This window comes from Bacillus alkalisoli, from assembly GCF_002797415.1.
In the GTDB taxonomy this organism is placed as follows: domain Bacteria; phylum Bacillota; class Bacilli; order Bacillales; family Bacillaceae_I; genus Bacillus_CD; species Bacillus_CD alkalisoli.
Window position 1 is genome coordinate 3152769 of sequence record NZ_KZ454944.1, and the last position, 13801, is coordinate 3166569.

16 protein-coding genes are annotated in these 13801 nt (G+C 32.9%); all 16 read right to left on the reverse strand.

What is annotated here, in order from left to right; genetic code table 11:
• Window positions 1-122 precede the first annotated feature (122 nt).
• Entirely contained in the window at window positions 123-821 is a 699-nt protein-coding gene (locus CDZ89_RS15775; RefSeq protein ID WP_227521528.1) for a cytochrome c biogenesis CcdA family protein, read from the reverse strand.
• Between the two features lie 216 nt (window positions 822-1037).
• Complete coding sequence (locus tag CDZ89_RS15780; protein WP_096155394.1) at window positions 1038-2147, reverse strand: YncE family protein; 1110 nt, start codon at window positions 2145-2147, stop codon at window positions 1038-1040.
• A gap of 304 nt (window positions 2148-2451) precedes the next feature.
• Window positions 2452-3126, reverse strand: a complete 675-nt coding sequence (locus CDZ89_RS15785) for an HAD hydrolase-like protein (RefSeq protein ID WP_100333970.1) — start codon at window positions 3124-3126, stop codon at window positions 2452-2454.
• 115 nt (window positions 3127-3241) lie between these two features.
• Window positions 3242-4081: a DUF2785 domain-containing protein gene (locus tag CDZ89_RS15790; protein ID WP_100333971.1), complete on the reverse strand. Its 840-nt coding sequence runs from the start codon at window positions 4079-4081 to the stop codon at window positions 3242-3244.
• Between the two features lie 74 nt (window positions 4082-4155).
• Entirely contained in the window at window positions 4156-5430 is a 1275-nt protein-coding gene (locus CDZ89_RS15795) for an MFS transporter (protein WP_100333972.1), read from the reverse strand.
• Between the two features lie 7 nt (window positions 5431-5437).
• The gene (locus tag CDZ89_RS15800; RefSeq protein WP_100333973.1) at window positions 5438-5941 is read right to left on the reverse strand and encodes a winged helix-turn-helix domain-containing protein; all 504 of its coding nucleotides are present in this window, start codon (window positions 5939-5941) and stop codon (window positions 5438-5440) included.
• A gap of 273 nt (window positions 5942-6214) precedes the next feature.
• A complete protein-coding gene (locus CDZ89_RS15805) occupies window positions 6215-6685 on the reverse strand; it encodes a hypothetical protein (RefSeq protein WP_100333974.1) in 471 nt (156 codons plus the stop codon).
• An 86-nt stretch (window positions 6686-6771) separates the two neighbouring features.
• Entirely contained in the window at window positions 6772-7575 is an 804-nt protein-coding gene (locus CDZ89_RS15810; RefSeq protein WP_100333975.1) for a hypothetical protein, read from the reverse strand.
• 264 nt (window positions 7576-7839) lie between these two features.
• A complete protein-coding gene (locus tag CDZ89_RS15815) occupies window positions 7840-8184 on the reverse strand; it encodes a hypothetical protein (protein ID WP_100333976.1) in 345 nt (114 codons plus the stop codon).
• A 67-nt stretch (window positions 8185-8251) separates the two neighbouring features.
• A complete protein-coding gene (locus tag CDZ89_RS15820) occupies window positions 8252-8572 on the reverse strand; it encodes a hypothetical protein (protein WP_100333977.1) in 321 nt (106 codons plus the stop codon).
• Window positions 8573-8669: 97 nt separating this feature from the next.
• Complete coding sequence (locus CDZ89_RS15825) at window positions 8670-8939, reverse strand: hypothetical protein (protein WP_100333978.1); 270 nt, start codon at window positions 8937-8939, stop codon at window positions 8670-8672.
• Between the two features lie 36 nt (window positions 8940-8975).
• Window positions 8976-9848 (reverse strand): hypothetical protein, encoded by an 873-nt coding sequence (locus CDZ89_RS15830; RefSeq protein ID WP_100333979.1) that lies wholly within the window; start codon window positions 9846-9848, stop codon window positions 8976-8978.
• 213 nt (window positions 9849-10061) lie between these two features.
• Complete coding sequence (locus tag CDZ89_RS15835) at window positions 10062-10832, reverse strand: serine hydrolase (protein ID WP_100333980.1); 771 nt, start codon at window positions 10830-10832, stop codon at window positions 10062-10064.
• Between the two features lie 46 nt (window positions 10833-10878).
• Window positions 10879-11382, reverse strand: coding sequence for an NUDIX hydrolase (locus CDZ89_RS15840; protein ID WP_100333981.1), 504 nt, complete (start codon window positions 11380-11382; stop codon window positions 10879-10881).
• Window positions 11379-12092 (reverse strand): DUF5694 domain-containing protein, encoded by a 714-nt coding sequence (locus CDZ89_RS15845; RefSeq protein ID WP_227521529.1) that lies wholly within the window; start codon window positions 12090-12092, stop codon window positions 11379-11381. The genes CDZ89_RS15840 and CDZ89_RS15845 overlap by 4 nt, the downstream gene beginning before the upstream one ends.
• A gap of 171 nt (window positions 12093-12263) precedes the next feature.
• A complete protein-coding gene (locus CDZ89_RS15850; protein ID WP_100333982.1) occupies window positions 12264-13676 on the reverse strand; it encodes a SpoVR family protein in 1413 nt (470 codons plus the stop codon).
• Window positions 13677-13801: the final 125 nt, after the last annotated feature.

Consider the following 13801-nt stretch of genomic DNA (forward strand, 5'->3'; position numbering starts at 1 on the left):
GAAAGTATGCAGTATTATGTTTATTGTGTACTCTAATAACAGTTCCATCACATAATTCACAAAAAATACAAAGAATCCTTCTATTCTTTAATTAATAATAATCTGTAAGCTTTGTAGTAAAATTACCAATAAGTAATTGTGTCTAATATTCCAATAAGGATTAATAAGCCCCCTCCTGTCTTTTGAACAATAGTGCCCCAAGACCTCCCCTTTTTTATTAACCACCCTTCTCCCCCTAAACTCCATAAAAGAAGAATAAATACGATTAGTGGAATGGCAGTACCAATGGCAAATACTGAAGGAAGTAAAAAGCCGTATGGAGTAATGATTGTTACAGGAATAAGAGTCAGAAAGTATATGACGAACATAGTTGGACAAAAAGCTAGTGAAAAACTAAACCCTAAGAAAAACGCACCAAAAGTGGTAGTTCGTTTTGTAGCTTTTGATTTTTTCCACAAATGAAATGTTCTATTCCACTTGAAGACTCCTATTAAGACTAGTCCTACAAAAATTAATAATGGACCTATTAACTTACGAATCCATGGAAAAATAAAAGTTAAATTATTTTGTAAATCTGTTCCAATGATCCATACAATTACTCCTAGTAGGGAGAAAGCTACTACTTTTCCTAAAACAAAACTACTTAGTTCCTTCCACCTTACCTTATTTTGAAGAGACTGATTTCCATAGATCGTTACTGCACTAATGTTAGCCGTTAACTGACAAGGGACCAATGCCCCAACAACTCCTAAAAGTAGGGCGAAAAGTAGGGGGAAATGTTCAAAGGTCGAAGCCATGTTTAAGAATGGTTGCGATATCATGCTACTAAACTGGCTAAAATATTGTACAAATTAACACCCTCCTTTTTTATTTTTATAGTACCAAGAAAATGTGCAGAAAGTTTGCATGTATTGTTAGAGGCGAATTGGAATTTGGAACATACTTTCCAAGTGTTTTTAAAATGTAATACGATTAGTAAAAATGAAAAATGAAAAAACGCGGAATTAGTCCGCGTTTTTTTCATTCAAATAATTGCTTTATTTAGTAATTGATTGAACTGTTATTCCATTTGGTACTTTTCCAACTTTTACAGTAGCAACTACCTGGTTATTGTCGTTATTAATAACACTAACGGTATTCTCGTACATATTCGTCACATAGACAAATTTATTGTCATCACTTGTTACTACTCCATGAGAACCTTTTCCAACTTCAATCGTGGCAACAACTTCTCTTGTAGCTAAATCTATTTTCGTTACCGTGTTAGATGGGTTCTTTGCAGTTCCTTGATTAGCTACAAATGCATATTTATCATCTGATTGTATATAGACTTGAGCTGGTCCCTCTCCTACTGCTATTTCTTCAACTGAATCATCGGAAAGATCAACAATAGCTAGAGCGTTTTCCGTATTCAACGTTACAAGAAGAAGTTCCCCATCCGATGTAACAGCAGTTGTTACTGGTGTAGTTCCAACCTTTATCCGCTTCAATTCATCCATACTATTCAAATCCAAAACACTTACTGTATCTTCTCCCATATTGGCAATGTAAACAGTTTGGCTATCTTTTGCGATTCTGAAGCCATGAGGTCCATTTCCAGTTGTAATTGTCCCTATGACTTCATAAGACGAAAGATCAATGACTGATACATTGTTATCTCCATCATTCGATACGACTGCATACTTACTATCTTCGGTAAACACAATATGTGCAGGGTGGGATCCGACTTCCACTTCTCTAATTAATTGGCTTGTATATGCATCATAAAATACAGCCTTTCCATTAGATTCATGACTTGTTTCATACTCATCATGTTTATGTGAATCATCACTTTCGTCATGGTCACCATGACTATCAAGAGGTACTACAACCCCTCCAATCATTTTATTGTTAGGTGATATTTGAACGTTATGAACAGAGCCGTCTATTTTTATTGTTTCTACTAGTTTATTAGTCAACGCATCTACTTTTGAAATACCACCTTCATCAGCAGTATAGAAAAAGATAGATTCTTTTATCTCCTGTTTTTGATCCACCTCAGTTGAACGAGATAAACTTGGGCTTTCAATTGAGTTTACTGCTCCACCACACGCAGCTAAAAATAAACTTAACAATAATATCAATCCTGTAATAATACATTTCTTCATATCATAACCCCCATTATTAGTTAGTACACAGATGATATTACATAAAATCTTTGCAGAAACTTATGATTTTCTGTGTCTAACTACGGAACTAATAATGAGGTTTATTCCATTTCACGTACATTCTTTTCATGTTTGTGTACAAAATCGCACTGCAAAACTTCTGTATTTGATTTATATATCCAATCCAAACAGAGTCCGCTTCTATCCTTTTAATCAAAATACTATATGCTTCCTCCTCTATTTATAAACTCTTACTTAACTTAGTACCATCCTAAAAAAGTTTAACATTCAATTTTGACTGAACTCATCTTTCACTAGCGTTTACTTTTTCCTTAGTTAATAATGTTTTTAACTCCATCAAGTTTTCAATTACATAATCAGCCTGAGCGAGTTCTTCTTCTTGTGCAAAATCAAAATTACACCCAATTGCAATTAGTCCATTATCTTTAGCTGCATTTATATCAGAAAGTCGGTCACCAACTACTGCTGCATTTTTAATATCGTACTTATTTATTATTTTCCTAACTAAATCTCCTTTATTGAGTGATTCAATTTGCTGAATACTGAATGTTTCAGTAACCCACTCTTCTAAATGATAATAATTTACTATTGTTTGTAAATATGGAACCAAACCATTACTTGCTATGAAAATAGAAATATTGTTTTCTACTAAGTAATCAAAAATAGCTTTTACATTTGGGTATAGGGCACCTTTACCGCTTTTTATGTTTTCTATTAGTCTTTCTAGAAAATAAAGATCTGTTTGGTTCCTTACTTCAACAGAATGATTAGGGAGTAATGTTTCCCAAACTTTTGGCAGAGGTATCCCCATTATTTCACGGTACGTTTCAATCGGTGTAATTGTATCCCACAAATCTAGTGAACGTAAGTATTTAAACGTTTCATCAAGTGATAACTCTAAAATTTTATCTGTTTGAAACAATGTTCCGTCCATATCAAAAATCATTGATTGTAACATTGTTTTCCTCCTCCTATTACGACGTTGAAAGATGTATGGGTTCAGCATTTTAATCTATTATCGTATTCTTTGATTAACAGCTGAGTTTTAGTACTCATTTGTTTCCATTATAAAACTAAGAACTATATATCTTTTGATGAAGTTCCTTCAAACTATCATTTATTAAATCTCTTAAACTACTCTTTTCGTTTATAAAACCGATTCTGAAATATAACGTTTTTAGGAAGTTAGCAATATTGAATTTCGTGCGAAAATAATTACGAGAAAACGCTTCATTATCGAAAGTTAATTCAAGGTGATGAAGAATTTGAAGTATCCATTGTTCCATTTCCTTATCATCCAATTTTTTCTCCATTAGGGCCTCTATAACAAAAATTAAACGCTCTTCTTCATCATCAATATATGTCGCATCCTTATACAAGCAATTATGTAATGTCTTAAGAACATCCATACAGTTTTCATCTGTAAATTTAGGATGTCTTACTAGTGATACCAGTAAATCAGCTCCGTGTGCAACACTGTGAGCCCAACCTTTTTCTTCAACATAACCCCTTGTATCCTGTTCGTTCTCTAGGTATTTTACACTTCTATCAAATAATTTCTTGTAATCTTTATCGGATAACAAGCCTAGTTGTCTATCTTTCGATAAAAGCCCAGCAATGACTAAAGAAGAAAAAGAACGTGTAAATACAGAATCTGTGTTCTTTTCTCCAATTTTGTAGAATAAATGATTTTCATCCAAACAGATTTTTAATAAATATTGAAATTGATTGACTGTTAAAATCTCTTCATTGATCACTCTGATAAATGTTGAATATATAAGTTCATCACTTAATTCGGGGTCAACAGAACCGATATTATCCACCATCTTGCCGAGCAATAAATCTAAGTCTTTATTGCTTAAACATTTCAGATTTTTGTTTTTTAATTCATTAAGTTGTAATTTCAATTCCATATTAATCACCTTTTACGAATAATATACTTTTAGCTGTTTCAAAAGTTAAATTCATTCTATTTTCTTATTCTTTTTTAATTTGCCACAACTATTTGTTTTGGTTGTATAAACGTTGTTTCTGTCACATCCTCTGACTTTGGTAGAGATCGAGTAACGGAATCAAACATCCAAAAGACTCCAACAAAAAATACTATTACACCGCTAAATAGGATGACATACACACTCCCTATCATTACTCCTAATATTCCTCCGATTAGCGAACCTATTGGCATTGCAATACCACTTAAGCTAAAAGATGCAGAAAACACTCTTCCTAATAATTGCTTTGGAATACCTCTTTGCATACAAGTATTAATTAATATGTTTGTAACCCCACCTGGGAACCAAGCAAGACCATATATTACGATCATTAGCCAAGTCCATGGGCTAAAAACGGAAACCGCCCACAACGTACCACTTATGATAAAAGCCGTAGCGTAAACTCTACCTATTCCATATCTCTCTAACCTTAAATAAGGTGCTAATAGTGCACCTAAAATACTACCCAATGCCTGTGCCATTAGTAAGAAGCCAAATATTTCAGCTCCTCCTTTTTGTTTACTAAATTCAGGGAGCACTACAAAAGTAGCGCCACCAACTAGATTGATTGCAATAACTCCTAATAATAATCTAGAGAATGTCTTATTAAGCAGGATACTAATTCCTTCTTTTAGCTCCACTCCATACTTTTTAAAATGTATTAAGATGGATTCACCATTTTGTACGTTTTCTTTTCTTGGTTGCTTCGGTAAGTTAATAAACGAGAAAAGTATGGCACCCATTAGAAACATCACGGAGTCTAAAAGATAAATAGAAATTGCACCTATTGTTACAAGTAAAACCCCAGCAATTGCATTACAACCCGTTTCAATCCCCTGATAAGCAAAAGTGAAAAGTGAGTTTGCTTTTGTTAGCTCTTTTTCCTCCACTACTTTAGGTAAGGCTGCTATTTGAGCTGGGTAAACTAACATGTTAAACGTTGTGATAATTGGAGAAATTATTAGAACGAGTGTAACGCTTAACCAATCTAAGTAGTATGCTATTGGAATGATTAGTAGCATAATTGATTGAACAATCTGGGTTATGACTAACAACGGTCTTATTGGTATTCTATCTATTAGTGGTCCAGCTAAAAATTGAACAAATCTCGGGAAAATGGTAAGAAATCCAGCTAAGCCAGTATAAAAGGTGGAACCACCTAATTCAGAAACCAACCACATGGCTGCTACTGCATACAAAGTGTCACCGATATTTGTAACAACTCTTCCTAGAAACATATATAAAAAGTTCTTATTAGAGAATATCCCCATTAATGAATCAATCCCCCTTATCTTCATTTTTTTGTTCAGTTGAGACAATTTTTACACCAATACTAAATTCTTCCCCTTCGTTACTTGTATTTGCATTTGTTTTTAATACCCACTTCTCTAGAAATTTTTTAAACTCTTCTTTTATTTCTTCCTGTTGATGAGTAGTTAAATTTAATCGTATACTTAAAGCGGTTGAATCTTGAGAAAGATAATCATCTCTTAATACAGGGTCAATTGGTGTATCCCCAGCAGAGTTAAACCACTTTGATTTTGATAAATAATATTTCTCCATAACCCCTCCATACTTTCGTTCTTCCACTAATTCAATTAATCCGCCATCATATAACTTTTTCATATGATAATGTACATTGCCACCTGATTCTCCTAGTAGATCTGCTACTTGTTTGGATGTTTTCGGTTGATCTTGTAATTGGCTAATTATCTTAATTCTTAGTGAATTCCCAAGTAATTTTGCTTGTTCAATTGATACATTTAATGGCTTATCGGTCATAAAGACTCTCCTTTGTTTATTCAATCTAATTATATAGATTAATAATCTGTAAAATTAGATTAACATAACACATATCATTTGTATATACTTACCAGAAATAATTCCAAGCTGCTATAAACATTTACCTTTTTGATTGCTTGTAATAAACCTTCAAGTTAGAATTACAATCAATAAAAAGCTCCCTAGCTAAATATTAACTAGAGAGTTCTAAACATACTTATTTATATATCCCCACACTTTCCAATTGCCTGTATATAAATTACTTGTGTAGGTTTAAATACAGAAAAAACCTCTATAATCGAATTCTTTTGGAGCTACTGCCTTTACTTCTTCAACATCTGATATTATCCACTTGCTTTTAGTTCTAATAACTCTTTCCATGATATTGTTTCCATATTTGTTCTTGTAAATAATGTAACCTGTATTTAAATCCTTGTTTATGAAAACAAATTTCACACCGTAATACTCTCCTACAAGCATATTGGTTAAACTTGATGTCCTTTTATCGTAGCTGCCAAGATCATCATACAGTTTTTCAATATCTTCATGGGAATTAAATACGGTATAATTAGTAATTTCAACATTAAAACTGTTTATTAGTTCCTGTTTCAATTCATCAAGGTATTGCTCTCTAAACTTTTGAGAAACTTCTATGCATGTGTCACTTGCTTTAAATTCGGATGCATAAACATTAATCGGATTAAGGGCATACAATATGGTTAAAAAAAATACTAATTTAAACATTTATTCCCCCCTATAACAATATAGGATTATTATGCAAAAATTAATAAATAACTATTCTATTAAGAGAGAATCTTTATCTACTACCTTTAATCAAACGCTTGGCATTGTTTTTCGCTTTCTTCTTGCGAAATATGATTATCAACTTTTACTTTCGTTATTTGTAACTTGGATAGGTTAGAGTCCTTTACAGAGAAAGTAAGTCTATCAAAATCCCCACCGTGGTGTCCTGAATAGTTTAAAGCACTAGCGAAAATGATGTGTCTCCTGGGGTCCCCATCAATGGGTTCAATTCTGATTTTTGGACACATAAAGAAGTCCGAATAAGATGGACCTAATTCATTTAAATAACGTGTATACAATGCTTTTTCAATCAACTCTTCTTTGGTAGGTCCGTCCAATTCTTTCCTCCACCCTACTAAGAGCCAATCATAAAGAGATTGTGATTTTAATCGTATTTTTTGACTATTATCCGAAACGATTAATTCTCCATCTTTAGGCGTACAGGTTTTTTGCATATTATCAACTTTGCACGTATATGCGGGTTCAACGGTAATCACTTCACCATTTGTCAATTTCAATGTCATTTTATTGGATGGTTTTTCTATTGATACATCGATTGTTCCATTTACTTGGCTAGAGTCATTAAGACAGTGTACCACTTTTCTGAGTACACGTTCTTGAAAACCATCGTTGATACTGAATACACGTTGTTGTCCAGAATCATTTTCAATTTTAATTTTTTGAACCTCTTCATACTTTAATGAGTGCGTCATTAATTGTTCCAAAAAAGGAGTCTGTTGAACCGTATTATTCTTTGCTTCAGTTATTTGGCTGGATGAAATAATTAGAAATACTATGAGGAATGGAATTACAAAATAATATTTCTTCATAATAGTGATTTTCCTACAACTAAAAAGTCATAGCTTACATTCCAAGCAGTATCATTATAAAAATTGTTCGTTGCCCAAATAAACAAATGGGTAACCTCCTTGCTTTTAATAAACTAATTTTTAGTATTAGGAATATCATTTAAGTTTATTCATATCCAACTAAACTGTTCTATACTACAACAAAATAGCCACTAATCCTGCTTAGATCAGTAGCTGTCTTCTTTCAAATTCCCACCAGTTAGTTCAGTAAAAAGATTTATTGCTTTAGTCAACTCCACTAATTTTACTTACAATATCTCCGCTTCTAATATCAATATAATAGATTATATCCCCAAGCATGCCCTCTACATATTCTCGTTCATCTGTAATTAATGTAACTTGCCAAGTCTTCACATCTTTATTTTCTTTTTTGGAAAACTGATATACTTGTTCAGTTTTCGTATTATATTTGGTGAATAACCGAGGGTTATTATACCCCTCGGTTGTAGCTGTTTGGATCGCAATGTCCTCTGCTTCTTTTGCATCAATTTCCTTTGAACATCCAGCCAATAAATATACTATCAAAAGTAACAATAATAATTTGTTCGTAATAGCCTGAAAACTAACCATACACCATCCTCCATTTCTTTAAGTTGATGAATCTATTTGTCCTTTTTTGAAATGTACTACCAAACTACTAGCTTGGTTGGATTATTATATTTTGCTTATTAAGACTTTTAAATAAAAACCCAGTAATAATTAGATAAATAAGGTACATAACAATAGAAAAAGCTTGGTTGAATAAAAAAGGAATTGTTCCTACGTATAAGTTTACTGCGACAGATTGGTACCAATTAAAGAGAAATATAAGTAACAAAAAACTAATAGTAATCGTTGTAAGAAAGCCAATTCTGTGATTTTTGGATTTTTTCATAAAGAAAACACCAACAAAAAAGCTTATTACACCAATGAGAACTAAACATAAGAAAAACAAATTTGCAGCAGTTTCTATGTCCATTAGATACCTCCTCAATTCGTATTACTCCTTTACTCCAACAAGAACAGCTATTAATCCTGCTAGATTAGTAGCTGTTCTTGTTACATAGTCTCACACTTTAATTGTATGTAGAATAAATCAACTCTCCAGTTTCTGAGAAACCTCTTATATTCACAGGCAATACTACTTCTTCTTCTGATTTAATATAAAAAAAACGAGAGCCTCCTGCATTAATAATTAAAGCTTTTTCAAAAATACCTCTTTTCAGCTCATCAATTTCTTCATTTGAAATAGATTCTTTTTCCAAAGACTTAATTATTATTCGCTCTACTAAACTTCCATCTGAAAAATGTTTACGAAAAATCCCTTCGTTTTGTAAAGGTGTCATTCAACTCACGCTCGTTAATTGAAGAAGAATCTCTATTTAGTTAGTAGGTAGATATTCCCTCCATTCTTTCCAAGCTTCCATATAACCACTAAGATCGTGCGGGTGAACTTTAATACATACTCCAATACGTGTATATAACTGAAAAAGAACTTCATCCAAAAGCCGCTCCTTAGTAAAAGAAGCCTGACTGTTCCACAATGAAAACGATAAAAAAAGCGTGCTTAAATTTAGACTATCAGGTGAAGAACAAAATGCATAAGTAAAATCGTAAATTTTCGGTCCAATTAATGGTGATGGGTCAATAACTCCTTCTAATTGGTTATGCAAAAACACAAAATTATGTACACCTGTATCTCCATGCAAATAATACTTTTCTTCTTGTTTATGATATCCTCTTAATTTTTTTACCAAAATCTCAACTCTTTTATGGTCCTCACTTGGAAGAAAATCTCCAATATACTTTTGGGCAGACTCTAAACTACTTTCGTTGAAATCTGACCAAGTTTTTCTATGGATTCCATTTATTCTTCCCCAAGGAGTGTCTATGTCCACCTTTTCGTATTTGGAGAAAAGTTCTTTTATTAAAATTGTCATCCATTCTCTTTTAGAACCCCGATTATAATGGGTCTCGCCAAAAATATAAGAGTAGACAATAAATTCTTTTTCATTGTCTGTGTAAAGAACATCTGGTAACAACCTTACATCCTTATATGTCATAAGAAAGTCCTCAGTTGCGCTAATAACCATAGGATTGTCTATTTTTATTACATAAGATGGAATTTTATTGAAAAGGAGATTATATAAAACACCAGAAGTTGTACCACTTTTTAGCTCCTTCCATTCCAAACCATCATTTATTATCAAACCTTTATTTAGTAGAATATCAATGATATTATTAATTTTTTCCATCTCTTAATCCTCATTTGTTAATTTTTATAAAACTATTTCAACAATTTGCTGAAATTTTTGTCAAGTGTATGCATTGCTTTCAGCCACACAACCATCATTAATATTTGTTAAAGACCTCTAGTGTAGAACAAAAACTTAACGTGTATCTAGGTTTGCAAAACCTGAGACTATTTCTTAAAAAGGTACTACGAAGAATTGCTAACTTATTTACCGTTAAATTTTTCTTTCTTGATTTAAATACTCAGCATAAAGTAATTTCATAGCCTCTAAGATTAATTCATCAGCAACTTTGTAGTTATTTCTATTTGGTAAATTCTTAGCTCCTAAAACATACAAGAAAGGATTTTTAGAGAACTCTCCTAATATCCCAATGTCCACCACAACATCCTCTAATCCGCCAGTCATATGATTGAGGAGATGAGTCGGAATACCGTCAATTTCACCTCTTTGCCTAACTAAACCAGTAATAATAGGACTCCATAACTCTGGTGTTTCTTTGTAACCATTAAATATTAAACGCAATACTTCAAAAACCTGAATCAATTCTCCTTGGTTTTCAAGGTTCCTAGGGTTTTGTGTAATATTTATATTTACAAAATATGTTTTGATTTTTGTATTAATCTTTTCCCATCCACCACAAAACTGAACAATACTATCCGCAACACTGCTATCATGACAGGCAATCATCACTTCAACAGCTTCTTGCAAAGTTAAGGTTTCTCTTGTTTGGAAGTGAGGATATATTTCCTTACTGTCTTCTTTTGGATTAAAGCTAATTCCAGTAACTACGTTATTCCAATTATGTCGCCCTTCTTCTACTAATTTGGCAACACAAAAAGCAATTGCAACTTTAGCAGCAGAAGCCAGCGGTACAGAAAATTCTTCATTTATTGAAACAACTTTATCTTGATTTAATAATGAAAAAACAATAATTCCTATTTCCCCTGATTCTATTTCCTTTAATTTCTCGATGAAATTTTGCATTTTTTGCCCCGCTTCACACTATATAATATTTAATAAAACTAACTTCCTAAAAAGATGTCCTTTGCTTCAAAAAAGCACAATCCAGTATTTCTTGATATAAAATGTGCCAATCATGATAGTATGAGGAAACATCACTTGGGTTTATAAACATACGTTGGTCAGATTCATAATTACCCTCGAAAGTGAGCAGCTTTGTAATATTCATTTTATAAAACACTTGATAACCCACCTTTGGATATGGACTGTCTTCTGTCCATAAAGGATTTTCACTATGGTCAACAATTATGTGTCCTAACAACTTACATTCTCCTTCTATATAACCTTCTTCCAGTGCTTCCCGTTTAAAGCACTCCTCTGGTGTTTCACCAGATTCTATATGTCCACCTGGAAAATCCCATCCTCTATGATTTAAATCAACTAATAGTAACTTTTCACCTTTAAAACAAAATCCATGTACACTTGTGATTAGATTAACTTGAGGAAGTAAGCTATTTTTCACCCAAGTTAATTTTACTTTTGCTTCTCCCCACTTCACAATAATTGTAGTCATATATTATCTCCTTTAAGGTAATCTAACGGATCTACAATCGTACATATTTTGCTTTCTTCAAGAAACTTAGTAACTATTGAACTATGAGAACACCCAACTATTAATAAAATACTTTCATTTTTTGATTCCATAAGACGCGTTAAATTAGAAAAGATAATTAAGTTTCTTTTGTACCACCAAGTTAACCAATCCACACCAACATAGTTGTTTAATTCTCCTATTCGAGCCATATTTACATATAGCTTATGCAGCTGTTTTAGAAAGAATGGATCATTAAGCTCTTTATAAAACTCCAATACACTCTTATTTCTATATAATTCAGGAAAATGAATTCCTTCAAATAATTCTATATAAAGGTCCTTCTGGTTATTTTTTAACCACGCTTCGACTTCTTCATAGTCTTTATCTACTTCTCCCATCCAATCAACTGCAAAGATCTGTTCGTGTTGTAATTTGCCAGCAAGTCGAAACCCAATTTGATATATTTCGTTCATTTCTAAATTAAAATTACCATGTTTGTATAGCTGGTAATTTCTATTCAAATCCTCATTATTATCCGCTACCATTTCCACTGCAATTTTTGTAGGGTAAAACTCTTCTAATTTACATACTAAATTTATTATTTCTTCTTGTCTTTCCTTAGAATTCAATTCTTCAAAATTACTCATGTGACAAGATCCAAGTATTAATACCTTAGGTTTATCTAACACAGCATGGTCTCCAATCTTTAGTAATGAAACAACTAATTTAGTACAGCTTATCTTCATTTTACAATATTTACATAATTATAATACTAATTATTCTAACATTTCTCGATTAATTTCAAAATTTATATCATTGTGAGTATAAAAAGAAGCCACCGTTAAGTAGCTTCTTCACTCTTAAATATACTTCCTCTGCACCGTCTTCCCATCATACGTAAACAACACGTTCTTCGTTTCAATAACGGATTCCATATGAACTGGACGACCCCATAATTGATAAATGTAAGGTAATACTTTCTCTAAATATTTCAGATCAAGTTCTACACCTTCATACCAATGTTTCAAATACAGTTCTCCTGCTTTCATGTAGTCTCCATCATTTACTGTGATGTATGGGAAACCACCGTTTACTCGCATGTTGATAAGTTGATCGCGGACTTGTGTCCATTGCTTATCGACAATTTTGTAGTCTTTGCCTTGTTTTTGGAAAAGGTACATATCTTCTCTCATCACTAGGTCTTTTGTTAAGTAATTACGGATAAAAGAAATGTCGGATTCAATTTCACGAACTTCAAACATTTTTTCACGACCCGACCCAGGTACCACGCCGTCTTTTTTCATTTGTTCGGTTGGATTGTTGAAGCGTTCTTCGATGTCTTCGAAGATTTTCAGACCGAGATAATATGGGTTTATGCTTGTTTTGGACGGTTGCACAACACCTGCGTTTAATTTTGCGAATTCGATTGCTTCGTCGCTTGTTAGGTCCATTTCTCTTAAGATGCGTTGGTGCCAGAAGGAAGCCCAGCCTTCGTTCATGATTTTGGTTTCTAGTTGAGGCCAGAAGTAGAGCATTTCTTCTCGCATCATCGTTAAAATATCCCGTTGCCATTCTTCCAATTCACGGCTATATTGTTCAATAAATAATAAAATATCTTTTTCCGGTTGAGGTGGGAACTTCTTTTTTGTTTTTTTCGGTACAGCTTTTGGTTTGTTTCTGTCATCGAGTAACCACAAATCACCATAGGACGATTGTTTTTTCATTTCTGTTTCTTCCTCTTGGTCCTCTAGGCTCCATGCTAGTTTCGGTCTCACAAGGGATGGATCGATATGTTCTTGAATGGCTAACACTGCATCTAAAAAGGATTCTACTTCACGTTTTCCATGTTCCTGTTCATAATATTTCACACGCTCGGCGGTAGCTGCCATGCTTTCCACCATTTCTCGCTTCGTGTTTTGGAAACGACAGTTATTTTTAAAGAAGTCACAGTGTGCGAGAACATGTGCAACTATAAGTTTATTTTGAATGATGGTATTCGTATCAAGTAAAAATGCGTAACAAGGGTTGGAGTTAATAACGAGTTCGTATATTTTACTTAAACCTAAATCATAGTGAAGTTTCATTTTATTAAATTGTTTTCCAAAGCTCCAGTGGGAAAAGCGTGTTGGCATGCCATAAGCTCCAAACGTGTATATAATATCTGCTGGACAAATTTCGTAACGCATCGGATAAAAGTCTAGCCCAAATCCTTTGGCGATCTCTGTTATCTCATCAATAGCATAAAAGAGCGCTTTTTCGTCCTCTTTTCTCAAAGTAACCCTCCCCTTTCCTCTTATCTCAATGTATGAACAAGTGTGGAAGATGATGATTTTCTTCTTTGTTAAACTTTATAATAATGTAGGCTTGTTTGGTGATATACTTTTAATAAGGAATTGAG